The sequence below is a fragment of the Flavisolibacter ginsenosidimutans genome (genome assembly GCF_007970805.1).
Lineage (GTDB): Bacteria > Bacteroidota > Bacteroidia > Chitinophagales > Chitinophagaceae > Flavisolibacter > Flavisolibacter ginsenosidimutans.
Window position 1 is genome coordinate 5,038,037 of sequence record NZ_CP042433.1, and the last position, 24,164, is coordinate 5,062,200.

Genomic DNA, 24,164 nt, shown 5'->3' on the forward strand with positions numbered 1-24,164 from the left:
GGTCGCAAAACGTTTCGGCTCGGGCCCTAAAAAAATGAGAGGCGTAAGGTCTACTGCTTATACCAAGAATTCAGTTTGAGTTGTCCATTGGTAAGTTGGATCGTTTCGCTTCGTGCGGTGGTATCCTTTACGGACACTTGAAAACTCGCCGTGAGTTTTCGTGCTGACGTGTCAAAGCTTGTTATGGTAAAGCTGCCGGAAGTGGCGAAATATCCGTGGTCGTTGTCGTTGAGGTTGTAGCGGCAACTTATCTCAGGATTTCCACAATAAGAATAAGGGGGTAGAGACGGGCGTACCGGGTAAGTACCCGCCTTTAGCGTCATTGGAATTTCAAAGATGAGGCACTGGCGGGCAGTGGTGGAACCGCCAAGAATGGAAGGCACTTCGATTCGCAAGCCGAACGGCACACCATTGACCAAGCAGTTGACGACTGCTTCCGTTTCAGTGGTTTTCCACCTCGTGGTCGCAAGGCCCGTTACGGTGCAACTGGCCGGGTTGCCTGCCGGCGAAACGGTGTCGCGTCTTAACTCGATGTCCGTGATGGTCTTCGTGGCAAACACACGTTTTTTCCGGTCGGCTGAATAGCCGGTAAAATTGATGACTGCACTCACTTTACCGGACGTCGTATCGAACTTCAATACTTGAAACGTCCCGCCCGCGTCCTGGGCGTTTTGATTGGAACTGTAAGCGACGTCTTGCGAAAGTTCAGCGACCGCTTCGATACCCAGCGGCAGGAGAGGGTAGGTTTTGAGGGGCGAAAGGCTATCAATCTGAATGCCGGCCAGAAGACGTGCTTTTTGATCCTCGGCTATCAGGTAAAGCCGTTTCATTTTAGGAAGATAGGTAGCGTGGTAGGAATACGGTTCCCACACCGTTCCGTCAATGGTTGCACTAAAACTTCCGGGTGAGTTTGCAGGCGCAGGGATTTCTTCTTTTTTGCAGCGGCTTGTTGCAACGAGCAAAACGAGAAGCAGGAAAACGGTTGATAGCGTGTATTTCATGGCAGCATTAATTCGCAATGTTTGTGGTGGTGATTTTCAAATATAGCTGCGCTTTTGGAAACCAATGATACAGACGGCCAATAACTTTTATGTTGTTGTATTGCCTTTAGCAAATCCGTCTTACAAATAATGCTACGTAAATGAATTTAGCCGCAGGATTCGGCGGAGTAAGCGTTGCACGTACAATTAATCATATAGTTATACAGAAGCCGATTACCTTATGAGTACTACACTTCCCTTTGCCGTTTTCGTTTCTTCGCCTTCAAACTGATAGCTACAAATCCAAACAAACACGCCTGTTGCCTGTGGGATGTCTCCAATCTTTCCATTCCATCCCTTTTTCAAATCAGTAGTTTGAAAAACAACTTGCCCCCAGCGGTTATAGATCGTAAACCGGTAGTTTTTAACCACACCGGTAAGAACAGGGTGGAAGTCATCATTTTTTCCGTCGCCATTTGGTGTAAATCCGGTTGGAACAAAAAAACTCGCGATGCAATTCTTGACCGATACTGAGATAGAATCAGTGCCCCTACAACCGTTGTTGTCCTGAACCCGCAACCAATAAATGCCCGGCTGACTAATGGTAAGGGATGGTGTGCTGGCACCCGTACTCCATGCGTAGTTTGGGTAATTTGTAAGTGGCTTTAATTCCAGCTTTTCGCCCAAACAAAACGCCGTATCGGAAGCAATGAAATTTTTTGGCGACGGGTAAATTGTTGTAATCACCGTCGTGTCACTTGCCGTGCAGTTGTTATTGTCCGTTACGCGAACGGAGTATGTTCCAATCGTTGTCGCTGTAAAGCTTCTTGCCGTGCTTCCGTCTTGCCATAAGTAGGCTGCAAACGCACCGGCATCAAGCACGCTGATCTCACCCTCGCAAAGTGTGGGATTCTTATTCAATTGCACCTGTGGTCGCGGGAACATCTGCAAGATTTGCAGTGTATCGGAACTCCGACACCCGTCAATTGTTGTCCCCGTCACGGAATACGTGCCGGTTGATTTCACGAGGAGTGTTTGCCCTACAGCGCCTGTATTCCAATGATAGGTGGAAAAGCCAACGCCAGCGTCGAGCGTTAGGCTATCGCCAGAACATAAACTAACGTCCGGGCCAAATGATATCGGCGGGGATTTGCGAACCGTAATGCGCACCGTGTCGTTCGCAAAACAACCCGGTCCGTTTCCTGCTTTGACGAAATACGTTGTGTCGACAGAAGGATTCACCACGACACTTGCTCCTGTAATGGACGAGATGTTGTAAGCAGGCGACCACGAATAGCTTAGAAATCCTGCGGGAGCGTCGAGGTGTATTGTGTCGGTGTTGCACTTTGTTCGGTCGGGGCCAATGTCAATCGTTGCTCCACTGACCCTTAGTGAGTCATGAATTACATTGCCGCAACCATCGGTAAGCGTCACATAATACAAACCGGGCTGCGTTACGGTGAAGGTTGAGTCGGTTGAACCGTCCTGCCACAGATAAGTATTAAACCACGGTCCCGGATGCAAGGTGAACGGGGGATTGCAGGTGTTAACGTTTGCCGACAATTTCAGATTTGGCGGCAGTAGCGTAACGTTCAGCGAATCCTGCGTGACCGTGCAAGTTCCTGCGTATGCATATAGTTTTAAAGTAGTCGGCCGGGTCAGTTGATTCGTAAAGGCTATGGAAACAGTGGAATCGTTCAACGTGCTGAGGGTGCCATACTTAGACGAGTCAAGCAGCCACGTGACGGGTGCAGACTGGTTTATTCGGTGAGCAACGTATTGCCGTACCGGCCCATTGAAACAGATTGTGTCTTTTCCCGTAATTTTTATTGAGGCCTGTCCGCTCGACGGTGGTGCGGCAACGGGTTCGCACACGTACTGACTGGTTACGGGAATGGCCGTGCTGGTAAATTGCAACGGGGAGAGCACGGCTTCGTTGTCTTTTACGGATTGCCACTGCATCGTTCCGGACAATACGGACCACGGCACCACTTTGACAAACGACGTGTCGGTACCCAAACAAGGAAGCATGCCCGCGTCGTTATCTTCGGCTTGAATGATTTCAATGCTTCCGTTTGCCGCGGCCGTCGCATTCATCGTGCTGAGCACACACAGGGAGCGGTTTAGCCCACTCTGCGCCACGGCGTAGCGTAGGTCGATATAGGTATTGGGGTAAGGCGTTTTTTGCTCACGGATTTTGTTCTGCAGACTGTCAACCGCGTACCAATAAAACGTTCGTGAATCATAATTCGCGCAAACAATGTGCGTTTGCCCGTTTGGCAGGACGCTGATCTTTGACCAATAGGTTATAGTCGGCTGGGCTACCGAGAAAGCGGTGGCTTTGTCAATCGATAAATCCGGACGCAAAAGAAGTTTAAAGAAGTAGCCCGTCTGCTGGCTAAAGTTTGAGAAGACGCCAAACAACGCAAATCCACCATTGGCAAGCTGTTCGGCGTAGAAGTGAATTTTAGGGTGCGTGCCCAGTATGCCGTAATTGGTAATGAACTCTGAATAATTGTAGCCTTTTGTAACAAGTGTCGCGCCGGTATTGTAATCCAGTTGTATCGCAAAAAACGATTTGTTGTAGAGAAAGGAATTTTGGAATAAACTCTTAAATCCAAAAACAAAAATTTTATCGTTTGCAACAAAGGCCACCGACGGCAATTGCGTTTGGTTATCGGTCCCGTAAAATGTTTTGCTCCATACGAGATTGCCTGCACTGTCTACCCGGCACACCACCGTATACTGCACGGAATTAACGCCGTAAAAACTGATGATAGCATCGTTGTTTTTGCCTTCCTTAATTGAGTAAGGCATTAAAAAACGATGTGGGACTGAGGCCGTCATCGACAAGTTCTTGCTCCAGACAACATCACCTTGACAGGTAAACTTTATTAAAAGCATGTCCGAGTTGGTTGGCGCCGTGTTGTACTGCGAATCGCCCACAAAAACGAGGCTCCCGTCGCTCATTTCGGTGAGTTCGTATTCATCTAAGCGAATGCTGACCACAATTTTCTTTGCCCATAACTGTTCTCCCCTGGCGTTTACTTTCATAATAAGCAAGTCCGCACCGTCCTCCGTTGACCCCCATTTACCCACAATAACCGTCGAATTGTCGCGGGTGTGGATATATTTCCGACTCTCGAAAAACCTTGCTGTCGACGTGTGTTTTATTTTGTAGCTGCTGGACAGCGTTTGCGTTTGGCAGAAGCCTGCACAGCAAATTGAAAGGAAGAGAACAATAAATAAGAGCAATTGAAAAAGACGGTAACGACGCATTGATCAGTCAGTATTTGGCCACGAAAAGAATACGAACGGCTGCTGACTACCGATCACATGATGGTCGACACAGCTTGATAATGGCACCAAAATAAGAGTTTCTCGCTTTTTGGCCTACGGTAAAACGAAAGACAAACTGGTAACCATTTATGGAAAAATTCTATACGGTGCTAAAAAGCCTGTTTTTAGGCAGTCTATTTAAAATACTTTGTAATTCCGAAGCTCCCACAGGTAATCAAAATACTGTGGCAGTCCGTGCGGGTAGGCCATCTGTTTGATGATGCCAATATCTTTTGCAAAATAAAAATCGTAGATGTAGAAATCTTTAAACCCGCTTAGGGCCGGCTCGTAAATCTGCATGGCGACTTGCGCCCAGATCACGTTTTGATAAGTAACGCCGTTTACCACTTCGCTTGTGTTAACTGTCAGCTGCCGGGTCTGATAGCGGTGCTGGAATTGCGCTCCGCCTGACCAAACGGTGTATGGGGTACTGTTCCAGACGCTCCCAGCGGGCATGTTGTCTTTTAATACAATAACTTCTGTTCCCTTTGGGTTGGTGCTGTCTGCATAAAAGTCAAGATAGCTGTTAGCAATGTCGTCCAAATAGAGGTAGTAATCGTTTCCCACTTTGGCAAAGTTCAAGGTATCGTTAAACCAACGTTGAGAGAACATCGACGTTCTTGTATAGGTTTTGCCATTATAAGAAAAAGTAGAACGGTTTCTAAGTTCAAGGCTGTCGGGCTGAACGGATCCCGAGTTATCTGTCCAGTTGTAGCTCCACCAGCTGTTTAACGTAAGCGGCAGATACGTTCCTGTTCCCGTCGGTGGTGGCGGGGTAGATGCAACCGTAACGCTAAACGTACAAGTTGAACTGCCGGCTGTGACGGTAAAGGATGTGTTGCCCGCCGCTGCTGGCGTGCCTGAACCGTTTAAAACCACTGTTTGTGCGCCGGTTGTTGAAAATGAACCCGTGCGGGAAAACGACACACCGTTGGCGGTATTGGTGGAGATGGTATACGACCCGGGGACCGTGACGTTCACACCAAAGGTTACCGTGTTTGAACTGCCTAACGCCGTACCCGCCTGGTACGTCCCCTGGACGCTGAAATTGCCGCAACCGTTGGGTGAACCCGCCAGCGTAAACGTCGCCGCTGACGGCGCTCCGGCGGTTACCGTAATGCTGAAGGTGCAGGTTGAACTTCCGGCCGTGACTGTAAAATTATCAGCTTTTGCAGCTTGAGGTTTGCCACTTCCTTGGAGGTAAACGGTTTGTGTTCCCGTTGTGCTAAAAGTGCCTGTACCCGAAAAGGTATAGCCGTTCACGGTATTGGTCGTGATGCTGTAGGTACCGACGGACGTAACGTTTACCTGTACGCCAACCCTATTGGTGGTATTCAGCGTGCTGTCTTTAATGTAATTTCCTTCCGGGGTAACACTGCAACCGCCGCCCGATCCCACGAGCGTAAAGTTTGCCTGACTGCTGGGCGCACCCAAAGGCACAACGGTTATAGCGATACGACAAGTTGTAGCCCCGTACGATACCGTGAAATTAGCCGTGCCTGCAGCAGCAGGTGTTCCTGTGCCTTTTAACCGAACCGTCGTTGTACCGGTACTTGAAAAGGTGCCTGTTGTTTTGAATGAAAAACCGTTCACCGTGTCTGTAGCAATAGTATACGTTCCTGCGGCTTGTACGTTGACACTTACTTCAATAAAGTTGCTGTCGTTTAACGGTTTTGTAGCGGTGTACGTGCCGCTGACTGTTTTCGGAAGACAATCACCGTTAGCGGCTTGCAAAGAGCCTTGTGCGGAAGCTGTATTGAGAGCGGTTATTTCTCGTTGACAGGAATGTAGGAACAAAACAAAAAGCAGCAGCACAATTCCAGTAAGCAGGTATTTCATCAAGTACAAATTTTTGCCAAATTAAGGGTTTTTGCCATTGATATTGACGTGCTGTAAATGAAAGTGAAGGGAATTTGTTGACGTTCAAAACAAACGTGAAGCATGTACGCTACTGTGCGCAAGGCGCACAACAGATAGAGACGGTTAGATCAAACTTAGAACCTTGCTTAACAAAGGCAACATAATTCCTGCCGAAGTATATCAGTTTCCATACTATGAACTAAAACTAGCAACCAACAATGGCTTTGCTTCATTCATGCTGACGTACAAGTGTACAAGACTAGCGACTTCGAACCTTTTAGCTATGGACTTGAAAAAAATAATAGAATTTTCAATCATTATCCCTTGCTGGAAGTTGCAATAATTGCAATACCTGTGAAGCATCGGAGTTCTACGTATGGTGAGAAAGTAAATTTACTAATTGGTTGGATTTCAACTCTTTTGCTTTTGCATTCGTCTAAGAACTGCTAATCTTTCCCCTGGCTTTTACCTGATTCACCGAAGAGTGCCCAGGTGGTCTTAGGGTGAGAGGTAGTTTTGTGTTACAAGCGATCCGCTAAGCACTGAAAAACCAAACAAAACGAGCAACCAAAACAAGCTGTAGCCAATTCCTAAGAAACCCAACTGTAACGAATTGCCCCTTTTGAAAACCGTCCAATCCTAGAAAAGCAAAGGCGCAGGTCCGCCCGATGAAAAAACTAAATCCTGAACCGCCAAACGCCTTGTAAAAATCCCTTCTCCAATGAGAAGGGATTTTTATTTGTGAACGTTCCTGCTGCTGGTGTTCCAATACAGTGAAAAACGAAAATCATGGCTGTCAGATGCTAAAGACGCTTGGTTTCCTTCTTTTTTACCCCCACACCAAACCTTGCTCCCTTAGCTTTGCGATAGCTGAAAAACACACATTGCTTACATGAAGACCGTCTTTGACAAACTGCCGCTCTCGGTACCCGAAGGAAAAAGTGTTACCGTTTCTCTTCCCGAACCCTTTCGTACAATTGATTGCCTGTTTCTTCTTGTGCACAACTCGTTGGGTCAAGTCCTTACGCTAACACTGACAAAAGAAGGCGCAGCGCCCCTCACGCAAAGCTTTAAGCTGACGGCCTTCCCCGCGATCTTGGTCTTTCCTTCCCAAAAGGGGCAGGAACAGCAAGACTACAACAGCGTAACGATTACTTCCTTTCAGGAGCTTGATGGTTCGCTAACCTTTCGCAGTAAAAATCCAGCGCACATCATCAATGCCTACCGGCCGGACTTGTAGCGCAAACGAGGTGTATATTTTTTTACCGGCGAATGATAATTTGCTTGTGTAGGTTTCGTGCAATAAATTCACCCGAACCAATCTTTCAACATGTACTCTTCAGGGTATCCCATGGGAATCATTCTTCTTCTATTAATTGTGATTTTGATTTACCGCAGCTTCGGCAAAGGCAAAAAGGCTGACCATGAGGCTGAGTTTTTGGCAAAATTGGAACAGCAGTACAAAGAGGCCCTTCGCTCCAGCGACAAGCACCGTGCGTTGGAGCTCGGCAGAAATTACTACCGCTACAAACGCAACGGTGAACTTACCGTCTACGACGAGCAAGCCCTTGCAAATGATTTGGCAACGATGAAGTAGTGCGCGGCATATGACCAAACTAATTTCCAAAGTCCAGTATAAAAATTTTGAACCCGGAGAATTCATTGACATACGTAAACGTGACTACGAAGAAACGGTTATGCTCCTTGAAAACTTTCCTTGGGAAAATCAACGCGACAAGATTGTCATTGAATTAACCAATCCTTCTGTAACGATTGAGGGAAAGAACAATGACTATCTAAAGTGCGCCGTTTTTTTCAATCAGAAATACGTCCTCCATTACATGGACGCATCGCAAACGTTGTTTACCAAGAGCTTTCTTCATTTAAGAGACGGTTACGAGTACATCAAAAACTATTTCCTGCAGGCGCAATTTGACACCACTCAATTCAAAAAAGAAAATACGTGGTTGCAACACAATCTGAAGCATTTCGTGACGCAAGACTTCAACTATTTGGTAACGCCCAAATCAATCAAGAATTATCTACTCTCAACAAGCGGCATGAACTTTTGTCTATCGGTATTTTTTGTAATTCTCTTTTTTACAAAGGGCGTTAATTCGATAAATGTCCTCGCACTAATTGTGCTTTTGACGGTTATGTTTTTGGTTGGCGGCGGGTTGCATTTGCTTGTTTTCTTCAATTACTACCGTTATGTAAAAGACAAAATCTTGATCATGTCAAAAGGAAACGACACATTCTATTTTGGCAATGTTGACAACCCTCTTCGGTATGACAAGCGGAACATTCTGCAATACACCACAATCAGAAGCCGCGGTTCACGAAATCAATTTAGTGGTTTTGCAATCGTTGAAATAGCGTTCAAAGACGGCACAGTGCTGAAAATTCCAAATCTGCTTGTTGACTACGCAGCCCTGGAACAAAAGCTATTTGAATACCGAAGGGTTGAGGTGAATAAATTCCCTTGGTTAAGACCATAATGTGGATACGATTACAAATGCTGCGGACGGGGTGCTCAGAAAGTTCAAAATCACGTCGCAATGACCTCCACAAATTCGTCCGCCAAAACACTGGCTGACGTATATATGCACTTTACAGATTGGGCCGACTGTCCCATATCTTTTTGATCATTTCTGCTTTTTGAACTTGTTCCGCTTTGATATATCGCCGAAAGGCCTTCTCTGTTTTATGCCCGCTAATGGCCATTATGAGATTGGTGGGAGTGCCCGCAAGAAACTCGTTCGTGCAAAATGAGCGCCGGCAGGTATGCGAGGTAACCCACGCGTATTTCGGCCTGATCTCCTGGGTCGTTTTATTGCCCCGTTTGTGTACAATCTTAATCGGCTCTGCAATGCCCGCAAGTCGTACAACTTCCTTGATATAATAATTGAAATTTACGTTGCTGACCTGTGGCATCTGCATTTTGTACCGATCAATGAGAATTGTCCTTGCATCTGCACGGAGCGGTACAACGACCGTAGAATGCGTTTTCGCTTGGTTGACATACAGCATACCGTTTCTTACTTCCTCGGGTCGTATATCTGAATAGTCACTAAAGCGAAAGCCCGTTAAACAGCCAAGCACAAAAAGATCGCGGTACTTTTCCAACTGTGTGGTAGCCGACAAGTCCATGTGATAGATGACGGAGAGCTCTTCCCAACTGATGTAAATAGCATCTACTTCTTCCTCCAAAACTTTGTAGCCGGTAAGGTCAATGTGTGGAATCATTTTCTTCCACATCCTGTCTTTTAAAAAGGCTTTGAGATGCTTAATGGTCTTGCCGGCAGTGTTTGCCTTTAATCCTTTTACCAGCGCTTTTCGGCGTACTTGTGGGACTTCGTGCGTTAAGTACTGCACAAAGCTTTCGTAAAAATTTGCGTCGAAGGAGTCAAACGTAATCGCTTCTTTGCGATGGGCTTCAAACAGCTGTAGGTGCGACTTCATCGCATTAATGACGTTGATCGTACACTTTTTTACACTACCTGTTTTGCTTGCCACGTAGTCGTCAATGTGTTGAAAGACATCCAGGCTGTTTGTATGGTTCTTCATCTGTTGCGGCTGCCAGTTGACCCCTAGCGAAAAGTTGTTCTTTAAAAACTTCATAGGGCAAACGACACTCTTCTTGATCGCATAGTCCACCATGTCTTCTGCTCTCCTTAATTTCTGAACTAGTTGCTCTTGAAGTGCAATAGCGTTTCCGTATTCGAAGGGCAGAGTCTCGGAAATTCTGCCCGTTTTCCGGTTCCAAAAATTCGGTGGAATAGAGATTCCAGAATCAACGAGCGTTCGTTGTTCTGCCGAGCGGCAATACTGGATGAAAATGATGGACGTTCCGTCTTTGCGAATAGCGCCTTTTTTAATCACAGGCTTGATTGGCTTGCTCATGATTGTTCTATTTTTATTCTATTAAAGCGCAGTCAGGTAGAATAAAAGTAAAACAGCATCGTTTTCAATATTGTTGTTCTTTATTGAAATTCAATGCTTTAAAATCAAGATAGGTAAAGGTAGGTAAGAATGGGTTTTGCAAGATTGGGCACCTTATTTCCCGTCCAGTCCGCAGAAGAAGGATTACGAAAAAGTAATCCTTCTTTTATTTTACTCCACTTTACAATTAACCGACTGATTTTCAGCTTTTCGCAACAGCGGTGATTTTTTCTGCTTTTTAGCTTTACACAGGTTGACAAAATTTTAATCGAGGAAAAAATCGAGGAAAACATGTTGCCCCTAAAGCTTATTTGCGAACGCAAAAACATCCGTAAGGACGGAACGAGCGTTGTCTTTATCCAATATTGTTACAGCGCAGAAAACCGAACAATACTGAACACAGAAATTGCCGTTCCGCCGGCTTTCTGGAACAAAAAAACCGGTAGCATTTCCAAGGATTTGCCCGCCGGTTACGGTGATTACAAGGAGTTGAACGAGGAGTTGAAACGCCTGTACCGTTTGGCGGAAGACATTGTGGAATTTGCGATCAAAAAAAATCTTCCTGACCGAGGGAAATTTGTCAAAGAAACGTTTTCGCCACGGTTCGATCTAATGACCTTGACCGCTGAAACCGAAGCAGCAAAACTCGTTGCTCTCAATTCTTGTGCGCTCAATCGCGATCTGTTCCATCAGCTTGATGACTATATTCAAAGCAAGGAAAAAAACGTAGCGCCGTCCACGGTCGGTATTTTTCGGCAGATGAAGGAACACCTGTTTGCCTTTCAAACGTTCCGGAAAGAGCCCATTAAATTCGAATCGTTGGATTATGGTTTTTACGAAGCTTTTAAAGACTACCTGACGTTTGAACACGTCCAGGTCCGGCGAAAAGAAGTGATTAAGGGTCTGAAGGTAAACACCGTTGGCAAAACCGTGAAGCAACTGCGGACGTTTGTGAAGGATCGTATTCGTCGCAAAATCATTGCACCCATCGATTTAACCGAGTTTCAAATCTGTGAAGAAGAAGCAGACGCCGTTTATTTAAGCGAAACGGAAATTCAACAAATATTGGACGCGGACCTTTCCGGATCTCCGCATTTGGCCAAATACCGAGATTTGTTCGTCTTTGGTTGTCTTACCGGTCTTCGTTTTTCAGATTTTTCTCAAATTAAAGCCAGTGATGTACGCGACAGAAAATTGTTTAAGAAGCAGGAAAAATCCGAATCGTGGGTCGTTATACCATTAAAACAAGTAGCCTTCCAGATTTTTACCGGACGATTTAAACAGCAAATTCCCCGCATTTCAAACCCGGATTTAAATTATTATATAAAAGAGGTTGGACGGATGGCCGGCATCGATACATCAATTAGTTTTTCGCACAAAAGAGGCGGAAAGACCATTGCAGTAACAAAGCCAAAATACGAGTGGATAACATCGCATACCTGCCGACGTTCCTTTTGCACAAACGAGTTTTTGGCGGGCACACCCGTCCAGTTAATCATGAAAATCAGCGGCCACAAAAAAGAAAAGAGTTTCTACCGTTATATCCGCATTTCGGCTGAAGAAGCTGCCAACAAAATTGAAGAAATATGGCGCGAGCGAGAAAATTCAGTTATCATTGGTAAAAACAGTTCGCGCAAAAGGCAAAGCAGTCATCAACAGTCTCCGAACTGTTCTTAACGACCGGGTTCCAGCAATTTTTGAATGTCGTTGAAAAGAAAATACACTCGTGAACGGATTTTGTAAGGGGTTAGCTTGCCTTGCTTAATCCAGTCGTATATGGTTGGCCGGGATACCTGAAAAAAAGAACATACCTCTTGAATCTTGAAAAGCGGCTTGTACGTAAGGCCCGTAACCTGAAAGCATTCTTCGCCTTTGTTTTCTTTTGTTTGTTTTGATAGCTCTTCGCGAATAATTCCCCGCATTTGGGTCCAAAATTCGCTGGGCTCAAGCGGAATCAAAATTGGTGTTGAATTATTTTTGTCCATGTTCACTATCCTTTGTACACTTTTGCATGTCGGCGAGGCTTTTCATAGTAGACCAAGCAGTCTTGGAACATTCAATCAGCGACTGCAAGTAAAGAATGGCCTTTCTTTCCCAGCAATTATGTATTAGCTGTCGCTTTTGTCGACAGGTCATTCAATTGCATGTATATTTTGCTGCCTACATTTCGTTTGTAAGAAGGTTCATATCTAATGTAACCAAATTCATTCAAATCCTTGAGTCGTTGATGATAGGTTGTAGTGGATAATATTTTTGCAAGCGGCATAATGTCGTGGCTAAAGACCTGCAACGGGATCGCAAATTCGTGCGCTTCCCAAAAATGTAACAACGAAAAATAGAGGCTAATGTGTGTTGTATTGATACGCGGATCCTCTGAAATGGCAGCAAAAAAATTGTAAAAGTGTCTTGATTCTAGCACGACCTGCTGTTTAGCTTAGGGATTGTCCTTTTTTTCGGTTGCGCTTTTGTTTCGGCGCGGCGAAGCCTCCATCGTCATCGGTTGTTTGTTTTTGGGTTTCTTTTTTGGCCTCTTGCGTTGCTGATTGTTCCGGCGACCCCTTCTCCTTCTGTGATGTATTGTATACTCGCTGCATAGAAGCATCGTACACGGTGAGCGATTTGAACCGGGGGTTGGCTTCAATGAACATTTTTTGTTCGCTTCCGTCTTTCACAAAAGTTACTACTTGACGGTTGCCTTTCTCGAGTGATTCGATTAACCTGGTTTTCTCTTTTTCATCGGCCAGCTCTTTTATGGGATGCTTTGCGAGTTCTTTGGCCAAGTCAAAGCCGTAATTCTGGTGGTACTGTTTGAGAAGGTAGTTGCCGGCCTTATCGGTTTCTTTGAAATTCATTTGCACCCAGGCATTGTAGGCTTGCCCTTCTTTGTTGAGCAAATCTTTGTTGACCGCCCGGCCGCTCATTAAGTTATACGCTTCCTTCTGCGTGATGTTGTTTGCCTTGCCAATGAAGAAGGTTTGTTTGAGCATGTCGGGATTGCTTTCGGCTTTTAACGTGAAGTCGTACAGGTCCAGCTACTCCATCAATAGTGCGGATACCTCCATCAGCCGATCCAAACAGTTAGAAGCGGCCATTCCGCCGTCTCAGATTGCAGCCCTTTCTTCCGGCGAGTTCGTGGGCATGGTGGCGGATAACCCTGACCAAAAAATCGAACTAAAATCGTTTCATTGCGAAATATTGAACGACCACGAAGCCCTGAAAAGAGAGCAGGAGGGCTACAAAGAAATTCCTATAGTCAAGAAGCTTGATAGTGCGATTATTCAACGGAGTTATTTGCAGATTAGGCAGGATGTACAAGACATTGTGCAATCCGAGATGGAAATGCTGTTAAACGATCCAAGTGCAAGGCATCTTGTGATAAGAAAATAGAACGAAGTATTCACTGTTAATTAGCAAACGTTAATACGATCATAGACCGAGAACGAGAAAGAAACTTACCGAATACTCATAGTGGATGTGTAGGAAAGTCAACAAATTTTGTTGTCTGACGTTTATCGAATATCGAGAATAAGATTTGTCCTTCTTCGGAAAGTTTACAGAAATTTATTACCTCGTGCCTCTCATCAATTTACAACTAGACCAAAAATTTTATTAGGTGTCTTTTTATTTGGGACGTAGAGAACAAAATGATTAAAAAAACCTTACACTTTCGTTATCAGCTTTAAAGCCACGATTGTTGTATTACCAAAAGTGATTTAAAAGTCATGCGTGTTAGATTTAGCCGTAGACATATAATTCACATGACTTATTAAAGTTTACACGCAAAGAAAGAAGAACCAGTTTGTCGCAGCGCCTACGCTCATGATTATTAAAAATATGATTAACCATATTTGAAAACTGTCCACGAGATAAATGAGTTAAAACATTTCATTCGGCAATTTCACATACTGACGAGTTAAATAAAATCTTGTCAATCTAGCTAGTCTTTATAAGATAATATCATAATTCTAAATCAAGAGGAGGATTTCTCCTTATAAAAATATTTTTTTATTGGGTAAATGGCCGTTAGATTGTTTTTTCAACTAGGTTAGAATATTGTCATTGAAAAAAGTTAGGAGCGTTATTGGTTTAAAATCTAATATCTGAAATCGAATGGGATGACCTTATATAAGTATTCCAATAATGCATTGTCGATGTGAGGGAGACAAAAATTTATTGCCGGTTTTCACCAAGTGAATTGCGATGGTTTCTTCGAGACTGGCAATGTTGTCTAATGCTAAATAAAAATAAATGGCACAAATCGTCGAAATAATTTCAGAAAGTGTATGTCAGTTGGGTGAAGGCCCTGTATGGGATCCATTAACCGAACGTATCTGGTGGGTAGATATCGTCGCAGGAAAACTTCATAGTTTTTTCCCAAACAAAAATGAACACGGTGTTATGAATATTGGACAGATGATAAGCGCTGTTGTTGTAAGGGAATCAGGTGGATTAATAGCAAGTTTACAAGATGGTTTTGCATTTATTGATATCATAACCCAGCACGTCAAATCAATTGGAGATCCAATATTAATTGATAATACCCTCAGATTCAATGATGGAAAATGTGATCCTGCCGGCAGGTTCTGGGCTGGCACGATGGCACTTAATGGAGAAAGTGGGACGGGAGGTCTATATACACTTCAAACTGATTTGTCTGTTTCCTTAAAATTAACCGGGGTATCGTGTTCAAATGGTTTGGCATGGAGCCAAGACAATAAAACACTTTATTATATTGATACTCCTACATCCCAAGTAGTTGCATTCGACTATGATATTCAGGACGGGAGTATAAGAAATAAGAGGACCGTAATTTCTATACCGGAAAGTGAGGGTTTTGGCGATGGGATGACAATCGATAATGAAGGAATGCTTTGGATTGCCTGTTGGGGTGGGTGGCAGGTAACCAGGTGGAATCCGGTTACCGGAATATTACTTGGGCGCATTTCACTACCTGTAAGTAAAGTTACTTCGTGCACGTTTGGAGGCAAAGATCTAAGCGATCTTTATGTAACTTCTGCAAGGCAGGGTCTCAATAATGATGATTTGTCGCAGCAACCAATGGCAGGATCATTATTTGTGATTAAGAATTCAGGCTTTACCGGTCTTAAACCCTTTACTTTTAATGGTTAAGTAATGAGCATCTCGACATTATAATTTGATCTTGTTCTTATATTCTGACGGCGCCATGCGGGTTATTTGTTTGAAGGTTCGGTTAAAATTTGCAAGAGTGTTGAACCCGCATTTAAAACCTACTTCCGAAATACTTGAATCCTCATTACATAGAAGCTTGCATGCATAACCAATACGTATTTCATTCACAAAATTTGAAAATGTTTTTTTTGTGTTGCTTTTAAAATATTTACAAAAAGATGTAGGGGTAATATTAGCTATGGCTGCAATTTTTTCGAGTTTTATTGTTTCAGTGAAATTTTCAAGCACATACTTATAGATTTGATCCATCCTTTTTAAACCAGTTTGATGATAAGAACTCGAATAACCTTCACTGGCAAGACATTTATATTCTCCAGAATTGGATATGATCTGTAAGATACTCAGAATGGTAATTATTCTTTCCAGACCCTTTCCATTTTTCAAAGTATATAAAAGTTTTATCACTTTCTTTTTTGCCGGTCCATGAACTTTAATACCACGCTGCAGGTCTTTTAGCAATTTTCTCAGTTTGGTGAGGTTTGGAGAATTTAGATGTTCTTCAGTAAGCCAATCGGGATTGAAATAAATTACCAGTGCCTGCAGAGCTGCTCCTTGTTCGTTTGAAAAATAAGAAACATGAGGAACGTGCAAGCCTAGAAGGACAAGGTCGCCGTGGGTAAAGTTTTCAATACTATCTCCGATTATTCTCTTTCCATGGCTCTTTATAATATATGCTATTTCGTATGCATTGTGAAAGTGAAATTGATCTTCTAACTGAAGGGTATCTATTTCCTTAACATAGATAGAATCATTTAATAAAGACTTTACATCAAACAATAATGGTTTCATAAAGGCTTAAAATGTTTTCAAATTTAATTTTTTTAAGCATAAAGATCCCTGAAGCCTTCTACCATTGCGAATAGACAAAACAGTTTTTTATGGTTATTCGTCATAAAAAATTTATACGGTTGTCATTTGGAAAATGATAAAATACTTTCAGCATTGGACAAACTGAGTAAAATAATTACGCATCGGCTCTTCTACATTTGTTTAGAAGCAGAGCCGCAAATAATTTGGTTACAATTAATAAACTAACAGTTCAAAAGGCACATGATTGTGTTGAAATATTAAGTCGATTCTAGTTGTTCAAGGGATTTATCCAGAGCCCAACAAATTTGCCAGACGTCTTCAAAAGGAATCCCATTCATCCTATTAATTGAACTCAAATGCTATTAATTCACAGGTTGTAAAATTTTTTACGATAAATTTTTAAACCATGTATTATGAAAGAATTATTTACACTACTTAATTTTTTTTTCTCGTGGCTTGGTTCAAAAAAAATTAGGATGTCTAAAAAAAATCTTTTTGTTTATTTCTTCATTTTAGCACTTTCAACCACGGCTCTGGCTCAGCATTCCGTTACAGGTACGGTCAGGGACTTAAAAGGAGAGCCACTATCAGGAGTTAGCATTAATGTAAAAAATTCCTCTATCGGAACAACATCTGATAAAAACGGCAGTTATTCCATTTCAGTACTTGACCAAAATAGTGCATTGATATTTAGTATGATTGGATTTACTACTCAAGAAATTAATTTGAATGGACGAGCATCTGTTGATCTCACGCTGGCGGGAAAAACGTCAAATCTAAATGAAGTAATCATAACAGGTTATAAGACACAGGACCGGACAACTCTTACTACATCTATCTCAAAACTGGACATAAAGGTTTTGGAAAATATCCCTTTCCAGAACCTTGCAACTGGTATGCAGGGTACTATGGCGGGTGTAGTCGTACAAACAACCAGCGGTCAACCGGGTGCTGCTCCGCGGGTTATAATACGTGGAGGCACGTCCATTAATAATCCTAATGGTTCATCTCCCCTATATATTGTTGATGGAGTGATCCGCGATCTTAATGATCTTTCACCGGATGATGTGGAATCTATTCAGGTTTTGAAGGATGCAGCGGCGACTTCTCTCTATGGTGCCAGAGGGTCGAATGGTGTGGTATTGGTGAAAACGAAATCAGGAAAGCCTGGTAAAACCCAGGTGACTTATAAATATGATTTTGTGAATTCTGAAACCATGCATACTTATGAGTTTCCTTCAGCAAGAGATTACATCGAAACAACCAGAAGAGGATTCATGGCATCAGCTGTATTTGTTCCGATTAGGTTAACTAATCTGGGTCCTACTGTTACCGCTTCAGCAGGCGTAGGGAATGATTTAACAAAGAATACTTTGTGGACACCTCAATACCTTACACCTCAGAATCAGTATAAATTGAACGAAGGCTGGGAGTCAATGACCGATCCATTTGATCCCACCAAAACAATCATTTTTAAGGATACCGATTTTCAACCGTTGTTATATCAAAAAGGGAAGTCACATAATCATTATATATCTGTGTCAGGGGGTAACGATCGAGCAACCTTTAATATGGGCGCTGGATATATGTACGCTCAAGGAGTTATTAAAACAAGCGATTATAACAGAACAACATTTAACCTGAACGGAGATTTGAAAGCGAATGATAAATTATCATTTACAGGCAGGGTGGGATATCAGCGTAGTGGCGATAATCACATTGCCCCTGTTGGAAACAATGCTCTTCAAAGATATACAGCGCTGCCTCACACTGCAAAATATCGTTTTGAAGACGGAACAATTGCACCGGGTTTTAATACTTCCCTGGGCAATCCGGATTATTACCTTCCCATATGGGATAATAAGGGAGATGAATTAACAAATGATAGATTAACGTTGTCCATCGGCTCACACTTTGAGATTTTGCCTGGCCTTTCTTTTGATCCACTTGCGTCATTGTATATTAATACTAGCAATACAAACACTTTTTTACCTCAGTACTATAATGGAACTGCGCTGATCACCACAAGGGTGATGTCCGCTGGTTACAATTCGTTTAGACAAAAACAGGTTGATGCAATATTCAATTACAAAATGCAGTTTCACCGTGAGCACAGTATAAGTGCATTAGCAGGCTTTGCGTATGTTGGAAGTAAAACTTATAATCTCTCCGCTTCAGGGCAGGGTGCCGCAACAGATAATATTCAAACCTTGAATGCTGCAACAACGCGTAATTCAATTAGCAGCGCAGTTAGTGAAAGGCTTATATTATCATACCTGTATAATATTGATTATAATTTCAGGCAAAAGTATCTACTTACAATTAACGGCCGATATGATGGCGCTTCCAATTTAGGTGAAAAGCACCAGTGGGGATTTTTTCCCGGAATATCAGGCGGATGGAATATATACAAGGAAGATTTTTGGAAAGCACTGGCTATTCATGACAAGTTACGTTTGAAGTTAAGAGCAAGTTATGGTGTAAATGGAAATCTCGGACTTCTGGGAGATTACACAGCACAGGGTAGTTATGCTTCAGGAGCAGTTTATGGTGGAGCCTCAGCCATTCAAAATACAGTTTTGCCAAATGCAGATCTAAGATGGGAACAATCGAAAACGCTGGACTTTGGAGCGGATATCGGTATTTTTAATAGTAGGGTTAATATATTATTCGATGTATTCAGAAGGGTAACTGATAATCTTGTAACCACGTTGAATTTGCCGCCGTCCACAGGCTTTGGAAGTATTTTGACAAACTATGGCAGTTTGGAAGGTAAAGGAATTGAGCTGGAATTAAACGGAAGATTTTTTCCGGCATCTTCTGCTTTTCAATGGGAAACGGCTATAACTTTTACAAAAACAAAAAACAAGATATTAAAGTTACCCTTTAACGGCGTGGAAAAAAATAGGGTGGGTGGAGAATTGTTATGGGATGCATCCACAAAATCATATGTATGGAAAGGAGGACTGCAGGAAGGTGGAACCATTGGAGAGTTGTTTGCTTACAAAGCCCTAGGAGTTTACGCGACAGATGCAGATGCAGCCGCTGGTCCCCAGGATCTTGCTTACGTAAATGGAGTTGCCAACAATTTTAAAAGAAGCGGCGGGGATGTTATTTGGCAGGATACAGATGGTAACGGGACCATCGATGCAAGGGACCGCGTATATATCGGCAACATTTATCCTACAATGTTTGGCGGAATACATAATTATTTCACTTATAAAAACATCAGCTTAACCGTACGAATGGATTATACATTAGGCCACAGTATTGAAGATCAGCTTTCCAAAACATTTGATCAAAATGGTGCAGGTGATATAAGTATGACAATTAATATGGTTAAAAATGGATGGAAAAAACAGGGAGATGTTACTACTGTTCCTCAATATATGTGGCTTGACCCAAAGCAAAATATAGGAAGGGGTTCCAGCGCGTATTTTCTAAAAGGTGACTTTCTAGCTTTAAGGGAAATTACGTTGAGTTATACCGTACCAGCAAGCGTGATGAAAAAAGTTGGAATGAATAGTTTGCGGTTAAATCTTACGGGTAACAACCTTCACTATTTTTCGAAAGCAGGCCTTCTCGGAGGCGTGGTTCCAGAGGACGGGGGGGTAGATAACGGACGTTATCCATTATCACGAAATTTTATTTTCGGGGCAAGTCTTTCGTTCTAATTTAATCAATCACTCATCATGAAAAAATTATTTGTAATACTGTCTTTTGCAGGATTTATTTCTATAGCTGTTTCATCGTGCAATAAAAAATTAACAATCGAACCAATAAGCTCTATTACGGCAGCTTCATTCTGGAAAAATGAAAATGATGCGCAGGCGGGCCTAACAGCTATGTATGTCGGACTAAGGTCTCAGGCAGGGCTTTCGGGTTCTTTTCAATACAATAATTATTTTTTGGGGGAGGCTAGAAGTGAGATCATGACTTATGGGACAGCAGGTTCGACAGGCTTCGATATTTATTACCAAAACAGCTTAACTGCTAATAACGCTGGTCCATCATGGGTGGGATATTATTCGATCATAAATGCAGCAAACTTGGTATTAAAATATGTACCCGACATAACGTTTCAGTCAGGTGCTGTTAAAAATAATCTTTTGGCACAAGCTTATACCATGCGTGCATACGTCTATTTCATTATGGTCAGGACCTGGGGCGACCTTATCATAAGGACGGAGCCAATGGAATCATTTAATCCGGAAGAAGTCCAGAAGGAAAGGTCTCCAAAAGAAGAAGTTTTTAAATTAATAAAAGCCGACTTGGAAAAAGCACTTCAGCTTTTTCCAGATAATAGTTTTCCAGCAGGAAGATTTCGCTGGTCAAAACCTGCGTCTAATTCTCTTAAAGCGGAGGTTTATTTATGGACCGGCAAGCTTTTAAACGGGGGCTCGCAAGATTTCACGACTGCCCTCACTGCACTTAATGATGTACAAACTGCTTCCAGCTTGTCGTTACTTCCAAATTTCGCTGATGTATTTGACTATAATAAAAAGGGAAACAATGAAATCATAATGAGTATAAGATTGGCTGATGGAGAGGGTGTACAAGGATATACAGGCCTTATGTATGGCTTCATTGTTCCCGCCTGTACACCCCAGGCCACCAAGGATCTGCTAGGGATAACAACAGGTACTAATTCAAACCATGCCTGGCAATTATCTCCAGCGGCAAGGAATGCATTTACGAATGATGATCTGAGGAAAGCTGCAACATACGTGGATCTGTATACGTATAATTCTTCGTGTGCACAAACAGGATATCTAGCGACAATTACATTAAAATTCAGGGGAACAGTAATTGGCGGGGTCAGGTGGTTTTATGATGATATTATTCTTTATAGGTATGCAGATATTTTATTATTGAAGGCTGAGGCAAAAAATGCTTTAGGCCAGGATCCAACACCGGAAATGAACATGGTCAGGCAAAGAGCGTACGGTTCAAATTTTTCTGCCCATTCTTTTGTAAATGGAACAAAGAATCAGAATGACGATGCTATTTTGAAAGAAAGATTATTGGAGCTAATGGTCGAGGGTAAGCGTTGGTGGGACCTTGTTCGTTTTGGGAAAGCATTTCAGTTAGTTCCATCGCTACAGAGTAGGGCAGGGCAGGATTACTTACTCTTGTTTCCCATATCAAATGCAGTGCTGGCAGTGGAAACTAAAGTCAAACAGAATCCGGGTTATTAAAATGATGAAAAAAAATTCAGAGTTGTTTTTATCGAATAAAGCCGCCCAATAATATATTAATTATTTGAATACAATTCAGTTCAATCGTGTCATTAGGTTTGCGACTGTGTTACATTAAGATATTTGATGAAGGGATTAAAGAAACGTTCAAAATAGTATTGACTATTGGTAAATTTCGTAGTGTTTATGGCATCTTAGGCTTTTAATTTTACGTTAGCCTTACAAGCATTATTCCGGCGCAGATTTTTTAAAAATTGAGAAATCATTTTCCCGGATTATTTTTTTTCATTAAAACATAAAAAATGAATTCCTGGCCGAAATCATCGGGCATATTAAAAGATAATGAACAGTGGATACCGGGAGGGGTTGTATCGCTGAACCGTAAATCGGATCCCAATATTTGTTTTACTAAAGGAAAAGGGAGCCACGTTTGGGATATAGACGGGAATGAATATATTGATTACCAGTCGGGGTTTGCGGCTGCATTTCTTGGGCACAATGATCCGGACGTTAATGCTGCGGTAAGCAATGCTATCGTTGATAATAGAATTTTGATGGGGGCCGGCCCTACAGATAATGAAGGAAAATTTGCCGAACTATTTTGTAAATGCGTTCCATCCGTTGAAAAAATTCAAATTACAACAACCGGTTCCGAAGCTACTTACCATGCGATAAGAATTGCCCGTGCTGTAACACGCCGTGATCACATCATAATAATACAGGGTGGGTACAACGGATGGCACAATGATGTGGCAGCAAATGTCATCAGTACAATCAATGATGTTGGGCCAAGGGTAAGCCCTGGCGAATACCCTTTTGATTCACTGTCTGCCGGAATACCAAATGTTCATAAATCATTGGTCCATATTATCAATTTCAATGATCCGGATTCTGTGCTTTATGTGATAAAACGGTACCCCGTTGCATGTATAATACTGGAACCCATCCTGCAAAATATTGGAATCGTTAAACCAGCCGAAGGTTATCTTGAATGGTTAAGGAAAACAGCAGATGAAAATAATTTTCTTCTCATTTTCGATGAGGTTAAGACAGGGTTCCGGCATGCATTGGGAGGATATCAGAGTCTTTGCGGAGTAACTCCAGACCTCAGTTCATTTGGAAAGGCAATAGCAAATGGATATCCGATGGGGGTTATTGGCGGCAAAAAAATGTACATGGATTACTTTATACATCCTGATAAGGAATACCGTGCACTCATCGCCGGCACTTTCAATGCACATCCCATCACAACAGTCGCAGCTTTAGCCTGTCTTGAAAAACTTTCATCAACTGAGTTTGGGGTTTATGAACATGTGGAAAAGCTGGGAGCCATGTTAGATAAAGGATTTAATGAAATTTTTCAAAAATTAGATACACCCTTTTTTATTGCACGCCAGGGGTCTGCTTTCTGTGTGTACTTTATGGATCATGCTCCGTTGGATTTTCATGATATTGCTCTGAATAATAATTTTTTACTCGATAAGGAATACCGCATTAATTTGATCCAAAGAGGGATTTATCAATTCCCGTTACCTATTAAGCAGGGAAGCATTTCATTTGCCCACTCAGTTTTGGATATTGAAAAGACATTGGAACAAACAAAAGAGGTTGTATCCATTTTAAATGGAAAAATCTAACAAAAATGAAGATCACTTCTATAGAAACATTTGTCTGCAACGCCAGGATGCGCAACTGGATTTTTGTAAAAGTAGTGACAGACCAACCGGGATTGTGGGGCTGGGGTGAAGCAACGCTGGAATGGCATACCCGGTCGGTTATTGGGGCAATTGAAGATATCTCGGAGTTAATTGTTGGTGAAGACCCTACCCGGATCGAGTATATCTGGCAAATGATGTATCGGCAGCATTTCTGGCATGGCAATAATGTTGTACGCGGCACGGCTATGAGTGGTATTGATATCGCCTTATGGGATATTGCCGGAAAGATTCATAATGTACCCTGTCATCAGCTATGGGGCGGTCGGGTGAGGGATTATATAAGATTGTACTGTCACCTTGGTGGCGGTAAGATGGAAGACTTTTATCAAACGCAGGCCGACGATGCAAATCGGTTTGCAGAACTTGCTTTGTCTGCTGTGGAAGAAGGATTCACTGCCTTTAAATCCATGGCGGTACCCGGCACAATGCCACTTGAAGGGCTTCGTCCGGTGAAATATGCTGAGGCATGTGTGAAAGCCATGCGTGAAGCTGTAGGAGATGATATTGATATTATGGTTGATTGCCATGCAAGACCGTCACCTGCCATGGGCCTTCAATTTGCCAAAGCGCTTGAACCTTATGGATTGTATTTTTTTGAGGAGCCTTGCTGGCCGGAAGTTATGGATGATATTGCTCAGATCCAGCGGTCGGTTAAAACTCCCATTGCCACGGGAGAACGGTTGGTTGGCATTCATGCTTTTCGTGAAGTATTCGAGAAAAGAGCTGCAAGTGTGATTCAGCCAGATATTACCCATTGTGGTGGTTTAAGTGAGGTAAGGCGTATAGCAGCAATGGCAGAAGCCTACCGGGTATCCGTTGCACCCCATAACCCCCAGGGGCCGGTAAGTACGGCTGCTTCAATTGAATTTGGATTTTCTTCGACGTCTTATGTTATTTGTGAGAATGTACATAATGATGTTCCCTGGCGTAGCGATGTGGTTACAGAAAGTTATTCTGTAGAAAAGAAAGGAAGAAAAGTTGGACCTAATGTAAAGCCAGGCATAGGTATCGAAATAAATGAAAAGGAGGTAAAAAAACATCCATTCCAACAAGAAGTTTTACAGCGGATATTTTATGAGGATGGAAGTGTGGGTGATTGGTAATTG

The 24,164-nt window shown here is 42.6% G+C and carries 17 protein-coding genes; 10 read left to right on the top strand and 7 right to left on the bottom strand.

Going from position 1 to position 24,164, the window contains the following annotated elements:
- Positions 1 to 50: 50 nt before the first annotated feature.
- The 3 genes from FSB75_RS21530 to FSB75_RS21540 all read right to left on the bottom strand — a co-directional run bounded on the left by FSB75_RS21530 (position 51) and on the right by FSB75_RS21540 (position 6,158).
- Positions 51 to 1,001 (bottom strand): hypothetical protein, encoded by a 951-nt coding sequence (locus FSB75_RS21530; protein ID WP_146791666.1) that lies wholly within the window; start codon positions 999 to 1,001, stop codon positions 51 to 53.
- Between the two features lie 213 nt (positions 1,002 to 1,214).
- Positions 1,215 to 4,034: a gliding motility-associated C-terminal domain-containing protein gene (locus FSB75_RS21535; RefSeq protein WP_172623252.1), complete on the bottom strand. Its 2,820-nt coding sequence runs from the start codon at positions 4,032 to 4,034 to the stop codon at positions 1,215 to 1,217.
- Between the two features lie 423 nt (positions 4,035 to 4,457).
- Complete coding sequence (locus FSB75_RS21540) at positions 4,458 to 6,158, bottom strand: DUF4402 domain-containing protein (protein WP_146791670.1); 1,701 nt, start codon at positions 6,156 to 6,158, stop codon at positions 4,458 to 4,460.
- Positions 6,159 to 7,071: 913 nt separating this feature from the next.
- On the opposite strand from FSB75_RS21540, the gene FSB75_RS21545 reads away from it, so the two are divergent.
- The 3 genes from FSB75_RS21545 (at position 7,072) to FSB75_RS21555 (ending at position 8,677) form a co-directional block, all read left to right on the top strand.
- Positions 7,072 to 7,419, top strand: coding sequence for a hypothetical protein (locus FSB75_RS21545; RefSeq protein WP_146791672.1), 348 nt, complete (start codon positions 7,072 to 7,074; stop codon positions 7,417 to 7,419).
- Between the two features lie 90 nt (positions 7,420 to 7,509).
- Positions 7,510 to 7,776, top strand: coding sequence for a hypothetical protein (locus tag FSB75_RS21550; protein WP_146791674.1), 267 nt, complete (start codon positions 7,510 to 7,512; stop codon positions 7,774 to 7,776).
- A 10-nt stretch (positions 7,777 to 7,786) separates the two neighbouring features.
- Entirely contained in the window at positions 7,787 to 8,677 is an 891-nt protein-coding gene (locus FSB75_RS21555; protein ID WP_146791676.1) for a hypothetical protein, read from the top strand.
- A 112-nt stretch (positions 8,678 to 8,789) separates the two neighbouring features.
- Here the strand turns inward: FSB75_RS21555 and FSB75_RS21560 are convergent, their stop codons facing one another.
- Positions 8,790 to 10,082: a site-specific integrase gene (locus FSB75_RS21560; RefSeq protein ID WP_146791678.1), complete on the bottom strand. Its 1,293-nt coding sequence runs from the start codon at positions 10,080 to 10,082 to the stop codon at positions 8,790 to 8,792.
- Between the two features lie 330 nt (positions 10,083 to 10,412).
- On the opposite strand from FSB75_RS21560, the gene FSB75_RS21565 reads away from it, so the two are divergent.
- Positions 10,413 to 11,798 (top strand): site-specific integrase, encoded by a 1,386-nt coding sequence (locus FSB75_RS21565; RefSeq protein ID WP_146791680.1) that lies wholly within the window; start codon positions 10,413 to 10,415, stop codon positions 11,796 to 11,798.
- On the opposite strand, the gene FSB75_RS21570 is transcribed toward FSB75_RS21565, so the two are convergent.
- Together FSB75_RS21570 and FSB75_RS21580 are read right to left on the bottom strand one after the other, a co-directional pair.
- A complete protein-coding gene (locus FSB75_RS21570) occupies positions 11,795 to 12,106 on the bottom strand; it encodes a helix-turn-helix domain-containing protein (protein ID WP_146791682.1) in 312 nt (103 codons plus the stop codon). The two genes, FSB75_RS21565 and FSB75_RS21570, sit on opposite strands and share 4 nt — an antisense overlap.
- Positions 12,107 to 12,550: 444 nt before the next feature.
- The gene (locus FSB75_RS21580) at positions 12,551 to 13,108 is read right to left on the bottom strand and encodes a hypothetical protein (RefSeq protein WP_146791686.1); all 558 of its coding nucleotides are present in this window, start codon (positions 13,106 to 13,108) and stop codon (positions 12,551 to 12,553) included.
- On the opposite strand from FSB75_RS21580, the gene FSB75_RS21585 reads away from it, so the two are divergent.
- Together FSB75_RS21585 and FSB75_RS21590 are read left to right on the top strand one after the other, a co-directional pair.
- Positions 13,107 to 13,508, top strand: a complete 402-nt coding sequence (locus FSB75_RS21585) for a hypothetical protein (protein ID WP_227990692.1) — start codon at positions 13,107 to 13,109, stop codon at positions 13,506 to 13,508. The genes FSB75_RS21580 and FSB75_RS21585 overlap by 2 nt on opposite strands.
- An 861-nt stretch (positions 13,509 to 14,369) precedes the next feature.
- The gene (locus FSB75_RS21590; protein WP_146791688.1) at positions 14,370 to 15,251 is read left to right on the top strand and encodes an SMP-30/gluconolactonase/LRE family protein; all 882 of its coding nucleotides are present in this window, start codon (positions 14,370 to 14,372) and stop codon (positions 15,249 to 15,251) included.
- 18 nt (positions 15,252 to 15,269) lie between these two features.
- On the opposite strand, the gene FSB75_RS21595 is transcribed toward FSB75_RS21590, so the two are convergent.
- Positions 15,270 to 16,121: an AraC family transcriptional regulator gene (locus FSB75_RS21595; RefSeq protein WP_146791690.1), complete on the bottom strand. Its 852-nt coding sequence runs from the start codon at positions 16,119 to 16,121 to the stop codon at positions 15,270 to 15,272.
- A gap of 434 nt (positions 16,122 to 16,555) precedes the next feature.
- Between FSB75_RS21595 and FSB75_RS21600 the strand changes: the two genes are divergently transcribed.
- The 4 genes from FSB75_RS21600 (at position 16,556) to dgoD (ending at position 24,161) form a co-directional block, all read left to right on the top strand.
- Positions 16,556 to 19,816: a SusC/RagA family TonB-linked outer membrane protein gene (locus FSB75_RS21600; protein WP_227990694.1), complete on the top strand. Its 3,261-nt coding sequence runs from the start codon at positions 16,556 to 16,558 to the stop codon at positions 19,814 to 19,816.
- A gap of 18 nt (positions 19,817 to 19,834) precedes the next feature.
- Entirely contained in the window at positions 19,835 to 21,340 is a 1,506-nt protein-coding gene (locus FSB75_RS21605; RefSeq protein ID WP_146781198.1) for a RagB/SusD family nutrient uptake outer membrane protein, read from the top strand.
- Positions 21,341 to 21,642: 302 nt separating this feature from the next.
- A complete protein-coding gene (locus FSB75_RS21610) occupies positions 21,643 to 22,977 on the top strand; it encodes an aspartate aminotransferase family protein (RefSeq protein ID WP_146781200.1) in 1,335 nt (444 codons plus the stop codon).
- Between the two features lie 5 nt (positions 22,978 to 22,982).
- The gene (gene dgoD / locus FSB75_RS21615) at positions 22,983 to 24,161 is read left to right on the top strand and encodes a galactonate dehydratase (protein WP_146781202.1); all 1,179 of its coding nucleotides are present in this window, start codon (positions 22,983 to 22,985) and stop codon (positions 24,159 to 24,161) included.
- Positions 24,162 to 24,164: the final 3 nt, after the last annotated feature.

Coding starts and splice junctions, on each gene's coding strand:
- FSB75_RS21535 (WP_172623252.1), bottom strand. CDS start 4,034: ATGAAAGTAAACGCCAGGGGAGAACAGTTATGGGCAAAGAAAATTGTG.
- FSB75_RS21530 (WP_146791666.1), bottom strand. CDS start 1,001: ATGAAATACACGCTATCAACCGTTTTCCTGCTTCTCGTTTTGCTCGTT.
- FSB75_RS21570 (WP_146791682.1), bottom strand. CDS start 12,106: ATGGACAAAAATAATTCAACACCAATTTTGATTCCGCTTGAGCCCAGC.
- FSB75_RS21610 (WP_146781200.1), top strand. CDS start 21,643: ATGAATTCCTGGCCGAAATCATCGGGCATATTAAAAGATAATGAACAG.
- FSB75_RS21545 (WP_146791672.1), top strand. CDS start 7,072: ATGAAGACCGTCTTTGACAAACTGCCGCTCTCGGTACCCGAAGGAAAA.
- FSB75_RS21560 (WP_146791678.1), bottom strand. CDS start 10,082: ATGAGCAAGCCAATCAAGCCTGTGATTAAAAAAGGCGCTATTCGCAAA.
- FSB75_RS21565 (WP_146791680.1), top strand. CDS start 10,413: ATGTTGCCCCTAAAGCTTATTTGCGAACGCAAAAACATCCGTAAGGAC.
- FSB75_RS21585 (WP_227990692.1), top strand. CDS start 13,107: ATGTCGGGATTGCTTTCGGCTTTTAACGTGAAGTCGTACAGGTCCAGC.
- FSB75_RS21605 (WP_146781198.1), top strand. CDS start 19,835: ATGAAAAAATTATTTGTAATACTGTCTTTTGCAGGATTTATTTCTATA.
- FSB75_RS21555 (WP_146791676.1), top strand. CDS start 7,787: ATGACCAAACTAATTTCCAAAGTCCAGTATAAAAATTTTGAACCCGGA.
- FSB75_RS21600 (WP_227990694.1), top strand. CDS start 16,556: ATGAAAGAATTATTTACACTACTTAATTTTTTTTTCTCGTGGCTTGGT.
- FSB75_RS21590 (WP_146791688.1), top strand. CDS start 14,370: ATGGCACAAATCGTCGAAATAATTTCAGAAAGTGTATGTCAGTTGGGT.
- FSB75_RS21580 (WP_146791686.1), bottom strand. CDS start 13,108: ATGCTCAAACAAACCTTCTTCATTGGCAAGGCAAACAACATCACGCAG.
- FSB75_RS21595 (WP_146791690.1), bottom strand. CDS start 16,121: ATGAAACCATTATTGTTTGATGTAAAGTCTTTATTAAATGATTCTATC.
- dgoD (WP_146781202.1), top strand. CDS start 22,983: ATGAAGATCACTTCTATAGAAACATTTGTCTGCAACGCCAGGATGCGC.
- FSB75_RS21550 (WP_146791674.1), top strand. CDS start 7,510: ATGTACTCTTCAGGGTATCCCATGGGAATCATTCTTCTTCTATTAATT.
- FSB75_RS21540 (WP_146791670.1), bottom strand. CDS start 6,158: ATGAAATACCTGCTTACTGGAATTGTGCTGCTGCTTTTTGTTTTGTTC.